Source organism: Enterococcus sp. DIV1314a (assembly GCF_051713805.1).
GTDB classification, from domain to species: Bacteria; Bacillota; Bacilli; order Lactobacillales; family Enterococcaceae; genus Enterococcus_I; species Enterococcus_I aquimarinus.
Genome location: NZ_JBIOQP010000001.1, coordinates 1,796,413 through 1,820,178 on the forward strand (window position 1 = coordinate 1,796,413; position 23,766 = coordinate 1,820,178).

General features: G+C 39.0%; 21 protein-coding genes. 12 read left to right on the forward strand and 9 right to left on the reverse strand.

The genetic code is table 11. The features are described from left to right. The first annotated feature begins 14 nt into the window (after nucleotides 1-14). Complete coding sequence (ybaK, locus tag IGI68_RS08485) at nucleotides 15-500, forward strand: Cys-tRNA(Pro) deacylase (protein ID WP_438732227.1); 486 nt, start codon at nucleotides 15-17, stop codon at nucleotides 498-500. Between the two features lie 151 nt (nucleotides 501-651). Here ybaK and IGI68_RS08490 read toward each other — a convergent pair whose 3' ends face one another. After that, a complete protein-coding gene (locus IGI68_RS08490; RefSeq protein ID WP_071875576.1) occupies nucleotides 652-1,917 on the reverse strand; it encodes an NAD(P)/FAD-dependent oxidoreductase in 1,266 nt (421 codons plus the stop codon). A 136-nt stretch (nucleotides 1,918-2,053) separates the two neighbouring features. Here IGI68_RS08490 and gdhA point away from each other — a divergent pair, with 136 nt between their 5' ends. Further along, the gene (gene gdhA / locus IGI68_RS08495) at nucleotides 2,054-3,403 is read left to right on the forward strand and encodes an NADP-specific glutamate dehydrogenase (protein ID WP_438732229.1); all 1,350 of its coding nucleotides are present in this window, start codon (nucleotides 2,054-2,056) and stop codon (nucleotides 3,401-3,403) included. A gap of 82 nt (nucleotides 3,404-3,485) precedes the next feature. Next, the gene (locus IGI68_RS08500; protein WP_273230241.1) at nucleotides 3,486-4,832 is read left to right on the forward strand and encodes a glucose-6-phosphate isomerase; all 1,347 of its coding nucleotides are present in this window, start codon (nucleotides 3,486-3,488) and stop codon (nucleotides 4,830-4,832) included. 132 nt (nucleotides 4,833-4,964) lie between these two features. Here the strand turns inward: IGI68_RS08500 and IGI68_RS08505 are convergent, their stop codons facing one another. After that, the gene (locus IGI68_RS08505) at nucleotides 4,965-5,963 is read right to left on the reverse strand and encodes a YeiH family protein (RefSeq protein WP_438733253.1); all 999 of its coding nucleotides are present in this window, start codon (nucleotides 5,961-5,963) and stop codon (nucleotides 4,965-4,967) included. A 106-nt stretch (nucleotides 5,964-6,069) separates the two neighbouring features. Next, nucleotides 6,070-7,575, reverse strand: coding sequence for a glycerophosphoryl diester phosphodiesterase membrane domain-containing protein (locus IGI68_RS08510; RefSeq protein ID WP_438733255.1), 1,506 nt, complete (start codon nucleotides 7,573-7,575; stop codon nucleotides 6,070-6,072). A gap of 118 nt (nucleotides 7,576-7,693) precedes the next feature. On the opposite strand from IGI68_RS08510, the gene IGI68_RS08515 reads away from it, so the two are divergent. Beyond that, the gene (locus tag IGI68_RS08515; protein ID WP_438729333.1) at nucleotides 7,694-8,788 is read left to right on the forward strand and encodes an IS30 family transposase; all 1,095 of its coding nucleotides are present in this window, start codon (nucleotides 7,694-7,696) and stop codon (nucleotides 8,786-8,788) included. Nucleotides 8,789-8,947: 159 nt separating this feature from the next. On the opposite strand, the gene IGI68_RS08520 is transcribed toward IGI68_RS08515, so the two are convergent. The 4 genes from IGI68_RS08520 to IGI68_RS08535 form a co-directional block, all read right to left on the reverse strand. Beyond that, nucleotides 8,948-9,268, reverse strand: a complete 321-nt coding sequence (locus IGI68_RS08520) for a glycerophosphoryl diester phosphodiesterase membrane domain-containing protein (RefSeq protein WP_438732232.1) — start codon at nucleotides 9,266-9,268, stop codon at nucleotides 8,948-8,950. A 75-nt stretch (nucleotides 9,269-9,343) separates the two neighbouring features. Further along, entirely contained in the window at nucleotides 9,344-9,937 is a 594-nt protein-coding gene (locus IGI68_RS08525; protein WP_438732234.1) for a TVP38/TMEM64 family protein, read from the reverse strand. A 100-nt stretch (nucleotides 9,938-10,037) separates the two neighbouring features. Further along, complete coding sequence (locus tag IGI68_RS08530; RefSeq protein WP_071875571.1) at nucleotides 10,038-10,475, reverse strand: threonine/serine exporter family protein; 438 nt, start codon at nucleotides 10,473-10,475, stop codon at nucleotides 10,038-10,040. After that, entirely contained in the window at nucleotides 10,475-11,230 is a 756-nt protein-coding gene (locus tag IGI68_RS08535; RefSeq protein ID WP_438732236.1) for a threonine/serine exporter family protein, read from the reverse strand. The genes IGI68_RS08530 and IGI68_RS08535 overlap by 1 nt, the downstream gene beginning before the upstream one ends. Nucleotides 11,231-11,464: 234 nt before the next feature. Here IGI68_RS08535 and IGI68_RS08540 point away from each other — a divergent pair, with 234 nt between their 5' ends. Further along, on the forward strand, nucleotides 11,465-12,031 hold the full coding sequence (locus tag IGI68_RS08540) for a TetR/AcrR family transcriptional regulator (RefSeq protein WP_438732238.1): 567 nt from the start codon (nucleotides 11,465-11,467) through the stop codon (nucleotides 12,029-12,031). 92 nt (nucleotides 12,032-12,123) lie between these two features. Here the strand turns inward: IGI68_RS08540 and IGI68_RS08545 are convergent, their stop codons facing one another. Next, nucleotides 12,124-12,927: a Cof-type HAD-IIB family hydrolase gene (locus tag IGI68_RS08545; protein ID WP_438732240.1), complete on the reverse strand. Its 804-nt coding sequence runs from the start codon at nucleotides 12,925-12,927 to the stop codon at nucleotides 12,124-12,126. A gap of 312 nt (nucleotides 12,928-13,239) precedes the next feature. Between IGI68_RS08545 and IGI68_RS08550 the strand changes: the two genes are divergently transcribed. Together IGI68_RS08550 and IGI68_RS08555 are read left to right on the forward strand one after the other, a co-directional pair. Then, on the forward strand, nucleotides 13,240-14,679 hold the full coding sequence (locus IGI68_RS08550) for an NCS2 family permease (protein ID WP_273231711.1): 1,440 nt from the start codon (nucleotides 13,240-13,242) through the stop codon (nucleotides 14,677-14,679). A gap of 100 nt (nucleotides 14,680-14,779) precedes the next feature. Further along, nucleotides 14,780-15,982 carry a multidrug efflux MFS transporter gene (locus tag IGI68_RS08555; protein WP_438732243.1) on the forward strand — a complete coding sequence of 401 codons (1,203 nt, stop codon included), beginning with the start codon at nucleotides 14,780-14,782 and terminating at the stop codon, nucleotides 15,980-15,982. A 117-nt stretch (nucleotides 15,983-16,099) separates the two neighbouring features. On the opposite strand, the gene IGI68_RS08560 is transcribed toward IGI68_RS08555, so the two are convergent. Next, nucleotides 16,100-16,282 (reverse strand): YjzD family protein, encoded by a 183-nt coding sequence (locus IGI68_RS08560; protein WP_071875565.1) that lies wholly within the window; start codon nucleotides 16,280-16,282, stop codon nucleotides 16,100-16,102. Between the two features lie 131 nt (nucleotides 16,283-16,413). Between IGI68_RS08560 and dnaE the strand changes: the two genes are divergently transcribed. The 5 genes from dnaE (at nucleotide 16,414) to rpmF (ending at nucleotide 23,686) form a co-directional block, all read left to right on the forward strand. Then, a complete protein-coding gene (gene dnaE, locus IGI68_RS08565) occupies nucleotides 16,414-19,740 on the forward strand; it encodes a DNA polymerase III subunit alpha (protein WP_438732245.1) in 3,327 nt (1,108 codons plus the stop codon). 182 nt (nucleotides 19,741-19,922) lie between these two features. Then, on the forward strand, nucleotides 19,923-20,885 hold the full coding sequence (pfkA, locus tag IGI68_RS08570; RefSeq protein WP_071875563.1) for a 6-phosphofructokinase: 963 nt from the start codon (nucleotides 19,923-19,925) through the stop codon (nucleotides 20,883-20,885). A gap of 69 nt (nucleotides 20,886-20,954) precedes the next feature. Further along, the gene (gene pyk, locus IGI68_RS08575) at nucleotides 20,955-22,721 is read left to right on the forward strand and encodes a pyruvate kinase (protein WP_438732248.1); all 1,767 of its coding nucleotides are present in this window, start codon (nucleotides 20,955-20,957) and stop codon (nucleotides 22,719-22,721) included. Between the two features lie 165 nt (nucleotides 22,722-22,886). Continuing rightward, nucleotides 22,887-23,450, forward strand: coding sequence for a YceD family protein (locus IGI68_RS08580; RefSeq protein WP_071875561.1), 564 nt, complete (start codon nucleotides 22,887-22,889; stop codon nucleotides 23,448-23,450). Between the two features lie 56 nt (nucleotides 23,451-23,506). Beyond that, a complete protein-coding gene (rpmF, locus tag IGI68_RS08585) occupies nucleotides 23,507-23,686 on the forward strand; it encodes a 50S ribosomal protein L32 (RefSeq protein WP_071875560.1) in 180 nt (59 codons plus the stop codon). Nucleotides 23,687-23,766 lie beyond the last annotated feature (80 nt).

Sequence of the window (23,766 nt, forward strand, 5' to 3'; positions counted from 1 at the left end):
AGGAATTATTCGAAATGGCAAAAAAGAAAGAAAGTAAAACGAATGCACTAAGAATCGTTGAGCAGCAAAAAATTCCGTATACACTGTATCATTATACTTGGTCAGAAGACGCGGTCAGTGCGAATCATGTCGCCGATCAATTGCACGAAAAAAAAGAAGCACAAATCTTTAAGACATTGCTTTTTGTAGGAAACGTCACGGGTCCAATCGTGGCAGTCATTCCAAGTAATCAAGAAGCAGATTTAAAAAAATTAGCAAAACTGAGTGGAAATAAAAAAGTGGAGCTACTCCATTTAACGGAACTCGAAAAAACGACTGGCTATATCCGAGGTGGTTGTTCACCTGTAGGAATGAAAAAGCAATTCCCTACATATCTTGACTTAAGTATAGAAATCTGGGATGAAATGATTGTCTCAGCAGGGCGTCGGGGCATACAGATGGGACTAGCGCCCCAAGCATTAATCCGTTTGACCAAGGCAATCGTCGGAACAATTGTCTAAAAAATGCGAAAAACCTTAGGAGCCAGAGATACTGATCCTAAGGTTTTTTTGCATCGTAAAGCGTGCCGTTCAAATCATTATTTGAGTGAAGCAACCTTACTGTTTATCGTGAGCAGTCTCTCTATGTAGGAAGACTGCTCATAAAAGATTCCTAGTAGGAAAAGTAACTGGCGGTTTGCGCCGCATGGACGCCGGCGCTATGTCCGGTACAAAAAGCGGCCGTAATATTAAAGCCACCGGTATAGCCATTGATATCAATTAATTCTCCAGCGAAGAATAAGCCTGGCAAACATTTACTTTCCATCGTTTTTGGATTAATTTCTTTTAAGTGAATACCGCCACCTGTCACAAATGACTTTTCAAGGGGCAACGTTTTATGAATCTTAATGGTAAAGTGTTTGAAGAGGTGACGGATACTTTCTACTTGCTCTTGCGACAATTGTTGACTAGGGCAATCGGTCAGTCCTAACCGATCAAGATAAAAAGTTAGGAGTCGTTCTGGTAAAAATGAAGCTAAAGCATTTTTAACGTTTTTTTTGGTATCCTGAAGCGCTTCGTTTAATTTTTTCAAAAGATCGGCTTCTGATACGTCAGGGAAACAATCTAAAACGGCCGAAACATTTTCTTGTTTTTCGAGTAATTGATTGACAAAAGAAGAACAGCGAAGTGCTGCAGGACCGGAAATACCAAAATGGGTGAAAAGTAAGTCCATTTTATGCTCAGTGACCATTTTTCCATTGTCATCTTCAATGCGTAAGACAATATCGCGCAACGAAATCCCTTGGAGCGTTTTATCGATAATATAGGGTTCATCTGATAGCAAGGCGGATTCAGTCGCGTAGAGGGGACTGATGGTGTGGCCGACTTTTTTAGCTAAGCGATAGCCATCACCCGTAGATCCCGTCGAAGGATACGTCCGCCCCCCCGTTGTTAAGACCACACAAGGCGCGTAAAAGTTCTCAAATTCTGTTTCAACGCCTGTAATATGATTGTCGTCGCGCAGTAATTTTTGAACCGTTGTTTGCATGGCAAAAGTGACACCGAGCGTTTTCATCCGATTGACAAGTGCTTCGACAATCGTCATAGACTTATCGGTTACTGGGAACATTCTGCCGTGATCTTCTTCTTTTAAGGCGACACCTTGTTCGGCAAAAAAAGCCATCACATCAAAATTGTTAAATTGTGAGAAAGTGCTGTGAAGAAATTTTCCATTTCCAGGAATATGTCGAATCAAATCATCTACATCCCGATTATTTGTCACATTACAGCGACCGCCACCGGTCATTAATAATTTTTTTCCAAATCGTTTATTCTTTTCAATCATTAAAACCTTCGCACCAGCTTCAGCAGCGGCGATTGCTGCCATCATGCCACTTGTACCGCCACCAACAACGATGACATCGTAAGATTTTTCCATATGAACACCTCGAATTTCTAGTTATTTAAGCAAAAAATGTGAAAATTAAAAATTTTTTCATTAATTTCAGTAATAATGAATGAAAATTTTCTAATTATCTGATAAAATCATACTACCAAATTAAGGGGGGACTTTCATGACAAACGCATCAGAATACGCTAAAAATGTTCAAGAAAAAATTCATCAAAGAAATTCACACGAGACCGAATTTTTACAAGCAATCGATGAATTTTTACCAACGATCATTCCTTTTTTAGAAAATCACCCAGAGTACGCTGCACAAAACCTTGTTTCGCTCATCACTGAACCAGAACGAGTGATTCAATTCCGAGTACCGTGGCAAGATGACCAAGGCAATTGGCAAGTCAATCGCGGCTACCGCATTCAATTTAATTCTGCCTTAGGACCTTATAAAGGCGGTCTGCGTTTCCATCCGTCGGTTAATCTTAGTATTTTAAAATTTTTAGCCTTTGAGCAAATCTTTAAAAATGCCTTAACTGGCCTACCAATTGGTGGCGGAAAAGGCGGAAGTGACTTTGATCCGAAAGGGAAATCTGACGGAGAAATCATGCGTTTTTGTCAAAGTTTTATGTTAGAGCTCTCAAAATATATTGGCCCCAACACCGATATTCCTGCTGGTGACATTGGTGTAGGAAAACGTGAAATTGGTTACCTCTACGGCACTTACAAACGCATCAAACAATATGACGCGGGTGTCTTAACGGGTAAACCACTAGAGTTTTGGGGTAGTAAAGGCCGCGCGGAGGCGACAGGCTATGGCGTTGTTTATTTTGTTAAACATTTATTAAACGACTTGAATGAAGATTTCCATCAAAAAGTGGCGATGGTTTCTGGTAGTGGGAATGTGGCGACCTATTGTATTGAAAAATTATATCAATTAGGCGCGTTACCTGTCACTTGTTCGGATTCTTCTGGCTTTATCTATGACGAAGAAGGTATCGATTTAGCGCTATTAAAAGATATTAAAGAAGTTCGTCGCGAACGCTTAACGGAATACGTCAAAGCACGGCCAAACGCGAAGTATTTTCCAGGCGAGACGGTATGGGACTTTGAAGTCGCTGCTGAGTTAGCTTTCCCGTGTGCAACGCAAAACGAAATTGGCTTGGATCAAGCAAAAGTGTTAGTAAAAAATGGCGTGAGAATCGTGGCTGAGGGAGCGAACATGCCAAGTTCTCTTGAAGCAGCCGATTATTTTATTGAGGAAGGTCTGTATTATTGTCCTGGTAAAGCGGCGAATGCAGGAGGCGTAGCGGTTTCTGCTTTAGAGATGAGTCAAAATTCGCAACGTTTGCAATGGGAAACAGAGAAAGTTGATAAAGAATTAGATAAAATTATGAAAAATATTTATGAGAACTGTCGTGATACAGCCAAAGAACATCAAGCAGAAAACAATTTTATGCTAGGTGCCAATATTGCTGGCTTTAAGCGAGTGGCCGAAGCGATGGTCATTCAAGGACTGGTCTAATCCAACTTCTACTTGATAATTTCCGCTAAAAAAAGTAAAGTAGTATTGTAGTGAAAATATTGAGCGTTAAGGGGGATATTGAATGTCACATATTCAATTTGATTATTCAAAAGTATCAACATTTGTGCAAGATCATGAATTAGCTTACATGCAAACACAAGTAACAGCAGCGGATAAAGCATTGCGTGAAAAAACAGGTCCTGGGAATGATTTCGTTGGTTGGATTGATTTACCAACAAATTATGACAAAGATGAGTTTGCCCGCATTAAAGCAGCCGCAAAAAAAATCCAAGCAGATTCAGAAGTGTTAGTTGTTATCGGAATTGGTGGTTCATACCTTGGTGCGCGTGCAGCAATTGAGTTTTTACAACATTCATTTTACAATGAACTACCAAAAGAAGCGCGTCAAACACCGCAAATCCTTTTTGCCGGAAATTCAATTTCTTCAACTTACTTGGCTGATTTAATTGAACTAATTGGCGATCGTGATTTTTCTGTGAACGTGATTTCAAAATCAGGAACAACAACAGAGCCTGCGATTGCGTTTCGTGTCTTTAAAGAATTATTAATTAAAAAATATGGTCAGGCAGAAGCGAACAAACGTATTTATGCGACAACTGACCGTGCGAAAGGGGCAGTCAAAGTCGAAGCCGATGCTGAAGGCTGGGAAACATTTGTGATTCCAGATGATGTAGGTGGACGCTTTACAGTCTTAACACCAGTAGGATTATTACCAATTGCGGTAAGTGGGGCGGATATTGACGCGTTAATGGCGGGTGCAGCTGAAGCTCAGGTAGCATACACTGATCCTGACTTAACGAAAAATGGCGCTTACCAATATGCGGCACTTCGTAATATTTTATACCGTAAAGGAAAAGCAATCGAAATTTTAGTGAATTACGAACCAGGCATGCAATATTTCTCTGAGTGGTGGAAACAACTCTTCGGTGAATCAGAAGGAAAAGACCAAAAAGGAATCTATCCATCAAGCGCGAACTTCTCAACTGACTTACACTCAATCGGTCAAACGATTCAAGATGGTCAACGCAATGTCTTTGAGACGGTGCTTAAAGTTGAAAAACCTCGCAAATCATTGGCAATCCCTGTACAAGATGCCGATTTAGATGGCTTAGGCTATTTAGAAGGAAAAGACATTGATTTTGTGAATACCAAAGCGTTCGAAGGAACACTCTTGGCTCACACAGATGGTAATGTACCAAACTTCTTAGTGAAATTACCAGAAATGGATGCTTTCACGTTAGGTTACCTTGTGTACTTCTTTGAAATTGCGGTTGGAATTTCAGGTTACTTAAATGGCGTGAATCCATTTGACCAACCAGGAGTAGAAGCTTACAAAGCAAACATGTTTGCTTTACTTGGCAAACCTGGATTTGAAGAATTAGCAAAAGAATTAAACGAACGTCTATAAACGAACACGTTAACCAAATCGTCACAAAAAAAGCACTCATTTATTGAGTGCTTTTTTTGGTTCGTTCCATGATTCAAAAGAAAAACGAACACTCAAGCCAAAAAATCTTTCTCGAGTGTTCGTTTTGATGAATTAACTAAAAAAGAGAAAAATAAGAATGACAGCTGCGATTGTTTGAAAAGTCCCAACCGACAACCCGTAGATTAAGAATCGAGGTCCCTCTTGGATAAATTTCACTAAATTAAGTCGCAGACCAATTGCAGCGAGAGCCGTTGTTTCAAACCAAGAACTAAGCCATTTTGCGCTATCCACAAAAATAGGTGGGAGAACGATTAGGCTATTTAAAAGACAAAAAATTAAAAACCCGACTACATACCAAGGTAAGGGAGCTTTCTTTTTCACAACCTGCACGTCAGCGTCCGCCAGATTCCCTTTTTTTGCTATTTGTCCGAAGACGTAAACAACGAGTGCTAAAGCCATAATCCGGATAATTTTAAAAAGCATCGCATATTTTAAGACTTGCTCATCAATTAAACTTGCGCCAGCGACGACTTGCCCCACTGATTGCAAGGTTCCTCCGATGAGCGCACTTTTTGCAAGCACGTTATCACCAAAGAGACCATTTGCTAGAAAAGGCAAAGTTAACATCATGACAGTCCCGAGTAAATTGACTAAAGTAATGATTTGTCCTTTTTCTTCTTCTTTCGCGTGAATCGACGGAGCAATTGCGGCAATCGCAGAAGAACCACAAACCGCATTACCGCCGGACATTAATAAGGACATCTGTTGATTAAATCCTAATTTTAAGCCGATATAATAGGCAAAGACAATCGTTCCAGTCATGATTAAAGCGATATAAAGAATCCCTTGAACACCCATTTCAGCGATGGTTTGAAAGGTTACGGTTAAACCTAAGAGCACGACCGAAAATTCAAGCAAGCGACTTTCAGCGTATTTTGTCCCAATTTGTAAATAGGACTGCTTAAAAAAAACATTTCCGAGAAAAATACCCAATAAAATCGCAATTGTCGCCCCACCGAGTTGCGGCAAAAAAATCGCTAGAAATTTAGCAAAACCAGCTACGGTAATGGCAAGAATTAAACCCGGTAAGACAGGTATTTTTTTCGTCATTTGGATCAATAGATCAGTATTCAAAAAGACACCTCCATTTAAATAAAAACTAACTTCACTATTATTAATCATTTTTAGTGAGATTGCAATGGAAGAATGCGTAGAATTATCCAATCCCAATTAAGAAATAAGCCAATTTGTCTGCGTAGCTCATCGTCTCAGGCAGCCTTTTTTGAGCAGTTAATAAATCCATCCGATCCGTCACAATCCCTTCGACACCATAGAACATCATGCGTTCCATCGTTTCAGTTTGATTCGGAGTCCAGGTGAAAACAAACTTTCCTTCGTTATGTGCCGCGTCAATAAAGCTGCGGTTAAGCGTACTATATTCCATCATAAAAAAATCAGCTTGTGAAACGGGCAGTCCGACAAAATGAAAAGGAATAATATAGCCGATTGTTAATTCAGGTGCTTCGTTTTTAAACGTTTCGACCAATCCAAGCGAGAGTGCCTGAATAAGATGTCCCTCTTCCAGAATACGCGTTTTGTATTGTTGTAAAAATTGCTGCACAATCACCGCTTCATCTTTTCGTTGCGTTTTGATTTCAATCAACAACTTTTGCTGATTCATTTTCGCTTGTTCTAAGTATGCATCAAAGGTGGGGATTGCTGCTTGTTGGTCATTTTCACGCACCGTTAGCGGCAAAATCTCACTCAACGTACTTTCTTCGACGATTTGATTCAGTCCAGTTAACGATCGTAAGTTAAAATCATGAAAAACGACAAATTGCTGATCTTTCGTCATTTGAATATCCATTTCGATAAAATCTGGTTGATAGTATTGACTAGTAGCGCGCAATGCTTCAATTGAATTTTGGACACCGTTGGCTTGAGAGACACCGCGATGCGAAATCGTGACAATGGGTTGACTTGACACATTCGTTAAGTACGTATAATTGTAATGCAAAAGAATGATCATTGACATTAGAATGAATGGTGTCACGTAAGGCCATTTTAGTCTCATCCGCCGTTTTGTGTCTGGATTCTTGAATAAAGCATTCATCGATGGCAAAGGAAATAAATAATTTTCACGATCCAGCCATTCGATGATGAGATAAAAAATGATAATCGTGGATAAGACGAGATTGATAACATAAATTAGTTGTAAAGCTAATAAACTGACGACGGCAAAAGGCAGTGCTTTAGAAGGGAAAAATAGTTCGATTAGCCGCTGTATGCCTAAAACGAGGGAAAAAGAGACTGACGTAAGAAAGGTAATCCCGATGGTAATAAAAACAAGCTGGGAGATGATTTTCCAAAAGTTTTTGCGTGTTAAGAGGAGACTATGACGAATGGCTTGTCGTAATGAGGCATTCAATAAGATCATTGCCGGTAATGTAAACGTCAGCCTTAACGCGATGTAACTCAATAACAGATAAATCATCAAATATAGTATGATGACAAACAACCGATTGATAAAAATAAAATCAATGATGAATGCCGGGAGTTTTATTTTCGCTAACAACTCTGAATGCAATGAAAATCCACCAAGAGGTAGGACTAAGAAAAAATAAAAAAGGAAAAAAAGAATGACTGCTGGACGTAATTTTTTGATTTGCATGAAGGTCAAAGATAAAAGCTGCTTTAAGCTAATGGGCTGCTCTTTTTTAATAAAATATAAAGGTGGATTATATAATTAACTTAGCCATTTGAAATAAAAAAAAACGCCACGTGAATTCCATGTTATATTGAAGTTACCACTAACTAACAATAGACAAGGATGATTTCACATGACGCAAACCTATAGTAACACAAATTTACGCAAGGGAAAACATCTCTCCTACTCAGAACGTTGTCAAATTGCCATTTTGAAAAAAGAAAGCTACTCCAACCGTCAGATCGCCAAAGTCCTAGGGCGTGTTCCACAAACAATAAATAATGAGATTAGTCGCGGGACCATCACCCAACTAAAACGCCAAATACAAAATGGAAAAGTCTATGAGACTTACTATTCTGTTTATGATGCTGACGCAGGACAAGCCTTCTATGAAAAGCAACGACTGAATTGTGGTAGACGCCCCAAATGGGCTAAAACAGATGCTTTCATTGACTGGGCAGATGACAAAATGTTAAATGAAAAATGGTCACCGGACATCGTAGTCGGATTTGCCAGAAAACATAAGCTATTCGATTTTCCCATCATTCCTGGTACAACCACACTCTATCAATGGATTGACCGGGGCATCATGAAAACAAAGAATATTGATTTGCTCGAAAAACTGTCGCGTAAAATCAAAACGGTTCGTTCTAGCTATCGTTCTAACAAGCGTATTCTCGGAAAATCAATTGAAGAACGCCCTAAAGAAATTGAAACCCGAGAAACTTTCGGACACTGGGAAATCGATACAGTCATAGGAAACAAAACCAAATCGGATGCCGTATTACTGACACTAGCAGAACGGCAGACACGCTTTGAAGTCATACTGAAATTGGCTGGGAAAGATGCTCAATCGGTGGATCAAGCAATACACAGCCTGAAGGAGAGGGCTGGTGATGCCTTTGACCAGCTATTTAAAACCGTCACCTCAGATAATGGCTCAGAGTTTGCCGGGTTACACGAAGTCTTGCAGAATGTGGCAGATGTTTATTTCAGTCACCCCTATGCTTCTTGGGAACGCGGGACGAGTGAAAACCAACACAAGTTGATCCGCCGTTTTATCCCGAAGGGTAGCCCAATTAGTGAGGTGAGCGAGAAACATATTTTGCGAATCCAACGTTGGATGAACGGTTATCCTCGGAAAATTTTGGGATACGCGACACCATATGATATGTTCGCCCATGCATTCAAACAAGAGCGATTAGCGGATTTACCCGTGAACCCTTGACAACGAGCCTTCCTCGGCATGGCTTGTTGTCTGGGAGCTGACCTGAGGCCATCCCATCGGCAGATTACCATACCTCAGCTCATTATCAAGGATTCACTACCTTTCATAACAATCGATCAATAGTGGTACAGAATTTTTTAGTCACCAAGGGTGGCTAATTTAAACTTGAAATTTACAAATAAAATATAAACTTAATAGTAAAAAAGTAAATTCAAAATAAATCAGAACCACAACGCTTAGTAAAATCATGATTAAGCTAAAAGTGATAAAAGGATGTTGGAAAATAAAAGGATAGAAAAGTTCAAGCGTAAAGGAAGGGATATCAGCGAGTTGAAATAGCAATTTTGTCCCATTACTTAAGAGAGGAATGATTATAAATAACAACAGTCCGTGCATCAATAAGACATCACGGAAGTATCTTGTCGTCTGCTTTAAAAAACCGATCAATTGGCTTGTGTTTTCTTTTAACATAGGAAGCATGAAAATCCCTCGATTCTAATAAGAAGTATAGAAAAACACTTTGAAAAATGCTTTCTTCAAAGTGTTTTAGTGATGTTACATAAATTGAGTAATAAAATTCGTGCCATAAACGAGCAATAAACTATAGATAAAGATAGACGCCGGTTTACCTAATAGAATAATCCAACTAAACTTTTTAAAAGACATGTCTGTCAAACCGGCCATTAAGCATAACGCATCGTCTGGCGCAAGTGGGAAGAAGATTGCTAAAGCAAAGATTTTGTTAAAACGACTTTGATTATCGAGATAGGAAACATACTTAGCATATTGTTTTTCACTGATAAAACTCAAGACAAAAGGTTTGCCATAGTAGCGTCCGAGTAAGAAAACAATCATGGAGCCTATTGTAATGCCAATATAATTATAAAAGAATCCGGCAACAGGACCAAACATGAAGACCCCAGCAGCGGTTGAAACGCCTCCTGGAATAATCGGAAAGACCACTTGAAGAATTTGGAGACTGATAAAAATAAGTGGTCCGACAATCAATGACCCTCCAACTAGATTTTGTAAAGCATTTAAATCATCAAAGAGTCCAAGGTTGAAAAAGTAAATCGCTAAGGCGACTGAAAAACCCATTCCAATAATGGAAATCCAATTTATGATTCTTCTAGATGTTGTGACATTCATGCAGTCCACTCCTTTAATGCAACATTTGATTTTAGTATACCAAGGAAGCCATCAGAATGTCATGCGACTTGAGACGGATTTAAAAAAAATTATCATTCTCTTATTTTTTTTGGAAATTTTCCCAATTCACTACGATTTTTTCTACGAGGCTAGTCATCACAAAACCTGCGGCAATTGCGCCAGCTGTCACAACAACAACCGTCATATAATGAATACCTTGGCTGAGATTTTCTAAGACAATCTCACGGACCGCTAAATAAGCAGGACCTCCAGGAACAAGGGGCACTAAACTAGGGACAATAAAAATCAACATCGGGATTTTCTTTTGACGTGAAAAGAAAATACTGGCACACCCAATCATGAAAGCAGCAACAAAATTAGCAAAACCTAAAGGAAAGTTCGCTTGTTTTAGCAAAATATAAATCATCCAACCCAGGGCACCTGTCACACCGCTTGCCAGCAACGTGCGACGAGGGACGTTGGTAATGACACCAAAAGCGATAGTACTTAAGAAACTAAATAAAAATTGAATCAACATTATAACATTCCTCCTACCGTCATCAAGGCAGTGGCAATCCCTACACCAATTGCGATTGCCACAATAATGGCTTCGGTTCCGCGCACTAAGCCACTGATCATATGACCGGCTAAAATATCCCGAAAAGAAGTCGTGATGGCAACACCTGGCACTAAGGGCATCACAGAACCAATGATTAAATGGTCGACTGATTGCGCTATATGATAATGAACCGCTAAAATCGCCATAATCCCAATTCCTAATGAGGCGATAAAATAATCTAAGTAAGAAGTTTTAGAATACACGCGAACATAATGTTTCAATAAGTAACCGAAACAGCCAATCCCAAAAGTGGCGATAAAATCAAACCAGCCTCCTCCAAAAAGATACATTAAGGTACTACTGACGATTCCTGCACTAAGAGTTTTTAGCCATAGGGGAAAATCGATATGTTTTTCATCAATGATTTTTAAAGCGTGCGATAACTCATCTAATGTAATCACTTTTGCTGAAAAATCTCGCGAGAGTTGATTAACGGCTACGATTTTCTCCAAATTAATCGAGCGCTCGCTCACATTTTCGATTTGTGTTTGATGACTATCTTTTAAACTAATGAAAATTCCGGTAGCGGTGACGTAACTGACACTGTCGGACCGACCACCACTCAAGGCAATCCGATTCATCGTGTCTTCTACGCGATAGACTTCAGAACCACTTTCCATCATAATTTTTCCTGCAAGAAGACACGTTTCTAATAATCGATTTTCGGTACTCACAAAGTACGCCTCCTTTGATGTAAAATAGAATACGTTCAGTTTACCTTTTTATCGGAAAGGCGACAAGAAGAATAAATGAAAATAAGCGAAATGTTATCTAAGAATCATTCGCTAAGGGCGATTATCGAGAGAGAATAAGAAGAAAGTCTTAAGAAATCGATTAAAATCCTTTTAATATTTGTTGTTTTAAGTTAAAATAACATTAGTAAATAAATTCTGGCTAGGAGGTTTATCATGAGACGAAAAGTTTACACGAGAGACTATATTTTGAAATCTGCCTATGAATTAGTAGAGAAAGAGGGATTTGGGAATTTTACCGCACGAAACGTGGCAAAAAAAATGGGGGTTTCAACCCAACCAATCTATCTTGAATTTGAAAATATGCAAGATTTGAAAGATACCTTGATTGATGAGATTTTTACAGAATTGAAACAAAAAGTATTCGCTCAAGAGCATACAGGCAATAAACTAGTAGACGTTTGTATTAACTATATTGATTTTTCTCAAAAAAAACCAAAGCTTTTTATTTCGTTGTTCATTGATGAATCCGGTGGGGGTAAAAAAATGTACGATGTCTCCTACCAGTATTTTAAAGAAGTCGTTAAAGAAGATCCAACGTATAAAGACTTACCAGCTGACTTTATAGAAGCCTTACATGATGGTACATGGATTACCATTACAGGTGTAGCCTCCTTGATGGCATCTGGCTTTATTACACCCAATCGTCAACAAATTGTGGAGATTATCCAGCACTCCATTGACGGTATCTTAGAAATAAATAAACAAAAAACAAACTCTTAAAACATGATTATATGAATTGAAAAGACAAGATAAATCAAAACACGCCACACAAAGAGAACATCTCTTCTTTGTGTGGCGTGTTTTTACTTATTTTATAGCGCTAAAAATTCTTCTAAATAATCAGCCAAACCATCTTCGTCATTTGTTTTTGGTGTCACATCATTTGCGACAGCTTTTAATTGATTCGTAGCATTTTGCATCGCGACACCCCAACCAGCATAATCCAACAATTCTAAATCATTGTGTTCGTCTCCAAAAGCTATAATATTTTTTGGTTGAACATCTAATGAATGAGCAACAATGGAAAGGGCCATCGCTTTTTGAACGCCTTTAGGAACAATTTCCAAAATAGCATTTGGACCACCCCAAGTTCGAACATCCACTGAATCTTTAAATTGTGAAATAAGTGAAGCGGATACTAGACTGCTCACCTCTTTTTGTGTTTTCACAAGTAAGGATGTGGGATTAGAGGTCAAATTTTTGAATAGATTGGCTTCCGTAATTTTTTCGGTTGCAAAAAACTCTCCTTCAAAATTATCTAGACGATCAATAAAAAACGTTTCGCGGTTTTCTGCCGCTACAAACTCTAATTGGAGTTTTTCTTTTTGAGCTAAAATTTCAAAAGCAATTTCTTTTTGAATGGATAACTCACGTTCGTAAGGCCAAACCATATTAGGCTTATGCACGAGAGCTCCGTTAAACGTCACCATTGGCGTTTCTAATTGTAACTGTTGGTAAAATTGTGCACTCATACGATACGGACGTCCCGTTGCGATGCTCACGTAATGGCCAGCTGCCGTCGCTTTTTTTATGACACTTGCCGTGCGTGGACTAATCAAAGAGTGGCTGTTTAAAGTAGTGCCATCTAAATCGATAGCAATCAATTTTTTGGTCATCGTATTCTCCTCGTCTATCTATTTCGTCTATCTATTTCATAAATCCTATGAAAAGTTCATGAAAATATCTAATATGGCAATAGTGTATCACATTCTCGAGGATTGACAAGAATGATCTCTTGATAATTCAGGATGAATCATAGTAAAAGACGAACATTGATAGATTTTTTTTCATAATATGTTAACAAATGATTGATGTAGAGTAGAAATGTCTTTATAATTCTATATTGGTCAAGGAAAAGAACATTATATTAAGATATTATTTATTCCTTCATTTTCCCTTGATAAAAAACGATAGGAGTGAAAATTTTCATGGAAAAATTTTTCAAATTAAAGGAAAACGGGACAACGGTTTCGACTGAAGTAATCGCGGGTGTCACAACGTTCTTTGCAATGAGTTATATTTTGTTTGTCAATCCAGCGATTTTGTCTGCCTCAGGAATGCCATTTCAAGCAGTCTTCTTAGCAACAATCATTGCCTCTGTGGTAGGGACATTGATTATGGGATTGTTTGCTAACGTACCTTATGCGCAAGCTCCGGGGATGGGTTTAAATGCATTCTTTACGTTTACGGTTGTATTTGGTCTAGGTTACACTTGGCAACAAGCATTAGCGATGGTCTTTATTTGTGGGCTAATTAATATTTTCATTACGGTCACAAAAATTCGTAAGTTAATTATCCATGCGATTCCTGAAAGTATGCAACATGCAATTGGTGGCGGGATTGGTATTTTTGTCGCGTATGTCGGGATTAAAAATGCGAACTTAATCAGTTTTTCAGCAGATTCTGCGACAATCACGAGTTCGATGGTTGATGGCGATGTCGCAACCAACGTCACGATGAATGGTGGCGTAGTACCTGCTTTAGTCAACTTTAATAATCCAGAAGTACTTTTATCTGTTATTGGTTTAGTCTTAATGACTGTTTTAGTCGTGATGAATATTCGTGGCGCTATTTTAATTGGGATTGTCGGTACAACGATTATCGGAATTTTAATGGGTGTTGTTGATTTAAGTGCCATTGACTGGCAAGCTAATTCATTAGGAAATTCAATTAATGAGTTAGGTGTTACGTTTGGAGCGGCATTTGGTCCAGAAGGGATGCAGTCGTTATTTGCGGATTCTGCTAAAATCCCACAAGTGATCATGACAATTATTGCGTTTAGTTTATCTGATACATTCGATACGATTGGCACGTTTATCGGTACTGGTCGTCGCACAGGAATCTTCTCGCAAGAAGATGAGGATGCGTTAGAAGATAGTAAAGGTTTTACAACAAAAATGGACCGCGCGTTATTTGCAGACGCAGTAGCAACTTCAATTGGTGCGGTTTTTGGAACATCAAATACGACAACCTTCGTTGAATCAGCCGCAGGTATTGGGGCTGGCGGACGTACAGGATTAACATCTGTAGTCGTTGCGGGCATGTTCTTACTAAGCAGCCTGTTTTCTCCAATTATTTCCATTGTCCCTGCACAAGCAACTGCACCTGCCTTAATTTTAGTTGGTGTGATGATGATGGCTTCCTTTAAAGATATTGACTGGACACAACTAGAAGAAGCGGTACCTGCTTTCTTTGCCTCAATCTTTATGGGCCTTTGTTACAGTATTTCATACGGAATTGCCGCAGGTTTTATTTTCTTTGCAATTGTCAAAGTAGTCAAAGGTAAAGGAAAAGAAGTATCGCCTGTCTTATGGATTGTCAATGTTCTATTTATTTTAAACTTTATTATTATGGCGATCTTAGGTTAATAGAATAAATGAAAAAAAGTGGTGTGATAGTCAATCACCACTTTTTTTGTTTGAAAAATACCCAAAATGAGCTATAGTTGTAGAGAAAGCGAGGTTCGAGATGGAAATTAATTGGAAACGAAATTTGTTGATTTCATGGATTGGTTGTTTTTTCACGGGAGCAAGTTTTAGCCTGGTGATGCCTTTTATTCCACTTTACATCGAAGAATTGGGTGCGCCAGCAAGTCAAGTGCCACTACTCTCCGGCTTAGCGATTTCAATTACTGCTTTAGCGGCAGCGATCGTTGCACCGATTTGGGGTAATTTAGCCGATCGAAAAGGTCGGCGTTTAATGATGATTCGTGCGGCTGCTGGAATGACGGTGACGATGGGGGCGTTAGCGTTTGTCCCGAATGTCTATTGGTTACTAGTGATGCGTTTTTTCACAGGGGTATTATCAGGCTATATTCCCAATGCGACTGCGTTAATTGCGTATCAAGCACCACGGGAAAAAAGTGGTTGGGCGATTGGAACGTTAGCGACAGGAGCGATTGCGGGGAATTTAATTGGTCCATTAATGGGCGGGATTCTAGCTGAATTATTAGGTATGAAAAATGTCTTTATTATTACTGGTATGATCTTATTTATCACGCTCTTATTAACCATTTTTTTAGTGAAGGAAACTTTTGAACCCATTGAAAAGAAAGATCTAATGTCTACAAAAGAAATTTTAGGTCAGTCTACTCGCCGCTCGGTATTATTCGGCTTGTTTTTCACGTCTTTGATTTTACAATTAGGGATGACAAGTATCAGCCCAATTTTAACGCTGTACATCCGTGAATTAAGTACCGATACTGGAAGTGTTTTGTTTTTAAGCGGGCTGATTGTTTCAGTAGCGGGGGTTTCAGCAGTCATTTCTTCTCCGTATCTCGGTCGATTAGGGGATCGAATCGGGAATCACAAGATTTTATTATTAGGCTTAGTCTTTTCTTTTTGTTGTTTCATTCCGATGGGACTCGTGACTGCACCTTGGCAATTAGGCGTTTTGCGGTTTTTATTAGGCTTTTCAACAGGTGCACTCATGCCATCCGTCAATACGTTGATTAGTAAAATTACCCCGCCCGAAGGTGTCAGCCGTATTTTTGGCTACAATCAAATGTTTAATAATTTTGGTCAAGTCTTAGGTCCGTTAGTCGGTTCAGCTGTTGCGCAAGCCTACAGTTATTCAGCGGTATTCTTTGTGACCGCGGGCTTTGTGTTGTTGAATATCTTCCTTTCATTATTTAATTTCCGCCATGATTTAAAACATCAGGATATTGGGTAAGGGAAACAAATCAAATGTCCAGAACAGGCATGTCACTTCGTTTACGTGAAAGAACAATCAAAAAAGGAGTTGCAACAAATCGCGTTGCAACTCCTTTGATTAAGAATTTTTCGATGTTTAGGATATTTTTTCTTCGGTAGTAGGAGTGAGTCGTCCTAAGGCAATGATCATAAGTCCGCAAATGACCGAAAAAATACTTGTTTGGATGAAATTGTAAGGTTGGCTACTAAGAGCAGAACCTAAATATCCAACGACTTGGCCAAGAGCAAAGCTCCACAATAAAGTGATGATATAACGCATTGAAACACCTTCTTTCACGACTTGATATCCTAGAGTCTAGTTTATCACATTTTTTCACAATGTAAAGAATCCTTGTCTATCATTTTATGTAAAGAATTAATAGCGGTAGTGACGTTATATAAGGAGGAACTATGAGTATCCCACAATTAACAACAATAACATCGTATTCATTATTACAAAGTATTATCAAAATTCCTCAATATGTGAGCCGTGCAAAAGAATTGGGGTACCAGTATTTAGCAATGACCGATAAAGGTAATCTGTCTGGTATGTTGGAGTTCATCGACTGTTGCCAAAAAGAAGGGATTCATCCGATTATTGGTTTGTCATTAGATTACCACGTCAGTGAGCAAGAAGATTCCTATGAAATGTATCTATATGCCAAAAATAATCAGGGCTTAAAACAACTCATGACAATTTCTAGTACCAAAGAAATCAATGGCACGATTGATTGGGAGGAATTGCCATTAAGTTCAGATTTAGTCATATTATTGCCCGAAAAAAATGAGCTGATCCCTTTATTCAATGAGGCAACTGTAAAAGCTGACCGACGATTGAAGGATTGGATCGCTAAATTTGGGATTGAAAACCTTTTTTATGGGATTGCTTATCAAGGGATGGGACCACAAGAAATTTGGCCCTGGTACCAAGCGAATCAGTTGAAACCACTTGCGTATCATGCGATTACTTCTCTTGAAGCGCAAGATAGTTTTGCCGTTCGCGTCGCAAAACATATTAAAGAAGGAACACAGATTCAAGACTTACGCCAAGAAATTCATGACCACCAAGCCACAGGGTATTTAGTCTCGCCTACTGAGTTTGAAACGTGGTTTGAAGAAAATGACTATCAAGCAGCGCTTCAACAAAGTCTTTTCGTCGCTCAAAATTGTCACGTAGACGTAGCGCTCCATCAAAAATTATTACCGCATTATCCATTAGAAAAAGGAGAAAATCCTGCAACTTACTTACAACAGCTGTGTCAAGAGAGATTGCCTCAGCGCGTCAAAGACGTCACCGCCGTCTACGAAGAACGTTTGGCGTATGAGTTATCCATTATTCATAAGATGGGTTTTGACGATTACTTTTTAATCGTATGGGATGTCATGAATTATGCACACCAGCAAAAAATTGTGACAGGAGCAGGTCGTGGTTCAGCAGCTGGATCGTTAGTGGCGTATGTTTTATCGATCACAGATGTGGATCCGATTGCCTATCAATTACTGTTTGAACGCTTTTTAAATCCTGAACGCCAAACGATGCCCGATATTGACTTGGATTTCCCAGATAATCGCCGGGAAGAGATGATTCAGTACGTCAAAGAAAAATATGGGCAAGAACACGTTGCGCAAATCGGGACGTTTGGGACGATGGCCACTAAAATGGTGTTACGCGATGTGGGGCGCGTTTTTGGAATGTCGCAAAGTGAAGCCAATCGTTGGTCAAGTGCCGTTCCAAAGGGCTTGGGGATTACACTAAAACAAGCCTATCATCAGTCAAAAACCTTCCAGGAACTCGTTCAAGCAAATGAACGTAACCAAAGAATGTATCAAGTGGCTCAAGTCTTGGAAGGATTACCAAGGCACGTTTCTACCCATGCCGCTGGGATTGTGATTGTCGATCAAAAACTCATTGATTTAGTTCCTTTGCAAGCAGGTCAAAGTGATTTGTGGTTAACCCAATTTACGATGAAAGATGTCGAAAAAATCGGTTTATTGAAAATGGATTTTCTAGGGTTACGTAATTTAAGTATTATTGATGATACCTTAAAAACCATTAAACGAGTGCAACGCGAAGACATCGCAATCAAAACGATTCCTTTAGATGATCCAGCGACCTTAGCGTTGTTTCAAAAAGGTGAAACCTTAGGTATCTTTCAATTTGATTCCGCGGGTATTCGTAAAGTATTGAAAAAACTAGTCCCGGAAAATATTGAGGAAGTCGCAGCCGTTAACGCCTTATATCGCCCGGGACCGATGGAAAACATTGATCATTTTGTGAAGCGTAAAAAGGGAGTAGAAGCGGTCCAATACCCGGTAGATAGTCTCGCGCCAGTCTTGCAAAACACTTATGGCATTATGGTTTATGAAGAACAAATTATGCAAGTAGCCCAAGTGATGGCCGGTTATAGTTTAGGGCAAGCCGACTTATTGCGCCGAGGGATTAGTAAGAAGAATGCGCAATTATTAGAATCGGAACGTGCCTCTTTTATCAAACGTTCAATGGATCAAGGCTATGAAGAAGACGTGGCGAATAAGGTCTACCACTATATCGAAAAATTTGCCAACTATGGCTTTAATCGATCGCATGCCTTTGCCTATTCGGTAGTGGCATTTCAAATGGCATACCTAAAAGCCAACTATCCAGGACCCTTCTATAAAGCGTTACTGCAATCAGCGCAACATCAAACCTTGAAGATGAAAGAATATATCCATGATGCCAAAAAAAGAGGCCTCACACTTTGCGCACCTTCTATCAATCAAAGTCATTATGGCTTTAGCTTGCAGACGGCTAGCGAGATTCGTTTTGGTCTTAGTAATATTAAAGGCGTGCGACGAGACGTCATCCAAGGGATATTACAAGAACGCCGTGAAAATGGTTATTATACTTCTTTTGAACAATTTTTATATCGATTGAATGCAAGCAATAGTAAATGGTTGAAACAGGAAAACATCAAACCACTGATCTTGGTTGGTGCTTTTGACGAATTACATCCGAATCGCCATCAACTGCTGGTAGAATTAGAAGATAAAATTCAAAATATTTTATACAGTGGTGGTAGTTTAGAATTACTCTCAATGCTCCAATTAAAAGAGCGTGAAATTAAAGAGTATCCGTTAACCGAGCGTTTAGCATTTGAAGAAGAATATTTAGGCGTTTATCTCTCCGGTCATCCGTGTAGCCAATTTGTCAAAATACTAAAACGCAAGAAAATTGATGCGCTAGCAGAGATTTCTGAAAATCAAACGGTAAATGTCTTGTTTTATGTGAAAAACATCAAAGAAATACGGACGAAAAAAGGGGAATTAATGGCCATTGTGGAAGGCGATGATGAGAGTCAAGCTAGCAGCATGACATTGTTCCCTGAAGATTATCGGAAAATGCGCAAGGCGATTGGGTTGAATCAAGTACTCTATATCGAAGGTAAGGTTCAAAAAAATCGCTACAATGATCAATTGCAAATCTTCCCAACAGCCGTATTCCCTGCGCGAGAAGTGGAAGAGAGTATTTCCGAACAAACGTGTTACATTAAGATTGTGAAGGACCGAAATCCGAGTGAACACTTCGTAAGTTTCCGCCAATTAGTCAAAAAATATTCAGGAAATGTCCCCGTCATTTTATTTTACGAAGAAAGGAACAAGCAAGTCTTATTAGAATCGGAATATTGGGTTCAAGCGACAAGTGAACTTAAGCAAGAACTTCAGTTGCTTTTTGGGGAAGAAAATGTCGTTTTTAAATAATTTTCAGGAAGTTTACAAAACGCTTTCTACTTTTTCAGTTTTTTTTAAGATATCCCAAGACATTTGGCGTAAATAATGTTAAAATACAGAGTGTGGGTAAAATTTATAAGGAAATTGTAAGTAAAGAACTACCAACGAATAAAAGTACGATTATTATTATTATTTGATGAGGTGAAAACAATATGAAACGCATTGGTATTTTGACCAGTGGTGGGGATGCTCCCGGCATGAATGCTGCGATTCGAGCGGTAACGCGTAAAGCAATTTTTCATGGCGTGGAAGTATTCGGTATCAACTATGGTTTTGCGGGTTTAGTTGCAGGAGACATTCGTCGATTAGAAATTGCTGATGTTGGCGACAAAATCCAACGTGGCGGAACATTCTTATATTCTGCTCGTTATCCAGAATTTGCAACACAAGAAGGGCAATTGAAAGGAATCGAACAACTAAAGAAATTCGGTATTGAAGGGTTAGTTGTGATTGGTGGTGACGGTTCTTATCATGGTGCGATGGCACTGACAAAACATGGTTTTCCAGCTGTTGCGATTCCAGGAACGATTGATAACGATATTCCAGGAACTGATTTTACAATCGGCTTTGATACCGCAATTAATACTGTATTAGAATCGTTAGACCGTATCCGTGATACAGCTACTTCTCACGTCCGTACGTTTATTATTGAAGTAATGGGTCGTGACGCAGGTGATATCGCTCTTTGGGCGGGTGTCGCAGGCGGAGCAGATGAAATTATCATCCCAGAACATGATTTTGATATGACTTCTGTTGCCAAAAGAATTAAAGAAGGCCGCGATCGCGGTAAAAAGCACTGTCTCATTATTTTAGCTGAAGGTGTAATGGGTGGAAATGAATTTGCTGAGCAACTTTCCAAACATGGCGATTTCCATGCACGTGTATCGATTTTAGGTCACGTTGTCCGTGGTGGCTCACCAACTGCTCGTGATCGGGTTCTTGCAAGTAAGTTTGGCGGCCATGCCGTTGATTTATTACTTGAAGGTAAAGGTGGATTATGTGTGGGAATGCTTCAAAATGAAGTGGTCTCAGCAAGCATTGTTGAAACACTCGAACAGGGCAAACACAAACCAGACTTGTCTTTATATGCACTAAATAAAGAATTATCTTTTTAATCGTTTCCACTATCTATGAATTTAAAAGCGTGATGCTATTAAAAATAAACGAATTGGGGTATTTTTTTCATGAAAAAAACAAAAATTGTTAGTACATTAGGACCTGCAAGTAACACAGTTGAAATCATTTCTGAGTTAATCGAAGCTGGAGCAAACGTCTTCCGTTTTAACTTTTCACATGGTGATCACAGCGAGCAATTAGCGCGTATGAACTTAGTTCGTGACGCAGTGAAAATTACTGGGAAAAGTGTCGGAATCTTATTAGATACAAAAGGTGCTGAAATCCGTACAACTGTTCAAGGAACAGAAAACGGAAAAATCGCTTTTGCTATTAATGATATTGTCCGTATTTCAATGGACGAAGAACTACTTGGCTCAAAAGAAAAAATTGCTGTGACTTACCCAGGTTTATACGACGATGCTCATGTAGGCGGCCATATTTTATTTGATGATGGTTTAATCGACATGGAAATTGTTGAAAAAGACAGCGCAAATCGTGAATTAGTAACAAAAGTCTTAAATGCTGGCGTATTGGGTTCACGTAAAGGTGTGAATGCACCAGGAATCTCAATCAGCTTACCAGGAATTACTGAAAAAGATGCGGCAGATATCCGTTTTGGTTTAGAAAACGATATTGACTTCATCGCTGCAAGTTTTGTTCGTAAAGCACAAGACGTGTTAGAGATCCGTGAAATTTTAGAAGAAATGGACATGAATCATGTTCAAATTATTTCTAAAATTGAATCACAAGAAGGAATCGACAATATCGAAGAAATCATTAAAGTTTCTGACGGTATCATGGTTGCTCGTGGCGATTTAGGGGTAGAAATTCCAGCTGAAATCGTGCCAATGGTTCAAAAGGACATTATTAAAAAATGTAACGCTGCAGGTAAAGCCGTTATCACAGCAACACAAATGTTAGAATCAATGCAACAAAACCCACGTCCAACACGTGCAGAAGCATCTGACGTAGCGAATGCTATTTTTGATGGTACGGATGCAACGATGTTATCTGGGGAATCAGCAAATGGTGCGTATCCAGTTGAATCTGTTGCAACGATGGCTCGTATCGACAGAGAAGCAGAAAAATCAATGTTAAAACTTGGAACATACCAAATCAATCAATTTAATAAATCAGATGTTACCGAAACAATTGGTTTAGCAGTTGCTCGTGCAGCAAAAGATTTAGGCGTGAAATGTATCGTTGCAGCAACTGAATCTGGTTACACTGCAAAAATGATTTCAAAATACCGTCCAGATGCAAACATCTTAGCAGTAACATTTGATGAGCGTACAAAACGTAGCCTATCATTAAACTGGGGTGTTCATCCGACGGTTGCTGAAAAACCATCAACAACTGATGAAATGTTTGACTTAGCATCTAAAAAAGCAGTTGAGTTAGGCTTTGCTTCAGAAGGCGATTTAATCTTAATCACTGCTGGTGTTCCAGTCGGTGAGCGCGGAACAACAAACGTAATGAAAATTCAATTAATCGGTTCTCGTTTACTTGAAGCACAAGGTGTCGGTGGCCGTGCGGTTGTCGGAAATGCCGTTGTTGCAACAACAGCAGAAGAAGCAATCGAAAAAGCACACGAAGGAATGATCTTAGTTGTGCCAACAACGGATAAAGATTATATGCCAGCAATTGAAAAAGCAGCAGCTGTAATCGTTGAAGATGGTGGTTTAACTTCACATGCAGCGGTTGTGGGAATTGCGAAAGACTTACCAGTTATCGTGGGTGCGAAAGATGCAACAACAATCATTCAACATGGTGAAGTTGTGACTGCTGATTCTCGTCGTGGAATTGTTTATCGCGGAGAAACAACAGCAATCTAATTGCTACTTTAACACATTCGTAAATAACGAATAAAATACTGTGTAAAAAGAGCTAGTCAATGATTGGCTAGCTCTTTTTCATTGTTTGTAAGGTGTCAAGAAAATTTCATTGACAAAGGAAAATAAGGCCTGTATAATAGCTTTTGTTGCTTAGGAGTGATGAAAATGAAATGGTCTTTACTAGAGTTACGAAAGTATCATGAAGAACCACTGGTGTTTCACGAAACACTGAATTTAAAAGAAGAATTGCTGAAACGCGAAAAAGAAATCATTGATATCGCCCCAATCGAAGTTGAAGGGATGATTACGGTAACGCCCAAAGAATATTTGTTGCATTATTCGTTGAAGACGATGATTACTTTACCCTCAACCCGTTCATTAGAACCTGTTGAGTTACCGATGGCATTCACAGTGGATGAAGTCTTTATGACGACTGAGCAATTTCAGCGTATTGATGACTTAGTCAAGGCGGAAGAAATTCTGATTTTAGAAAATCAAACACTTGATTTAGATGAATCTGTCGCTGACAACATCTTATTACAGATTCCGTTGCAAGTCTTATCTGAGGAAGAAAAAGAATCTGAACATTATCCAAGTGGTAATGACTGGGTTGTCTATTCAGAAGCAGATTACGAGCAACTAAAGGAATCAAAAGAAGAATCAACAATTGATCCTCGTCTTGCGAAATTAACGAGTCTGTTTGAAAAAACAGAGGAAGAAAATGAGTAAGATTGGAATATATTGCAGCCTTATGGTTGTTTTTCATTTACAAGGAGGTGTAGCAAATGGCAGTACCAGCACGCAAAACGTCAAAAGCAAAAAAAGCTAAACGTCGTACGCACTACAAGTTAACAATTAACGGATTAAGCGAATGTACGAACTGTGGAGAAATGAGAAAAAACCACCACGTATGTAGCAACTGTGGTCATTACAACGGTAAAGACGTATCTACGAAAGAAGCATAATAGCCCTTTTCCAGAAGGGATATTTTAAACCTTAGGCTAACCATGGAGCCTAAGGTTTATTTTTTAATCGAAAATTCTGA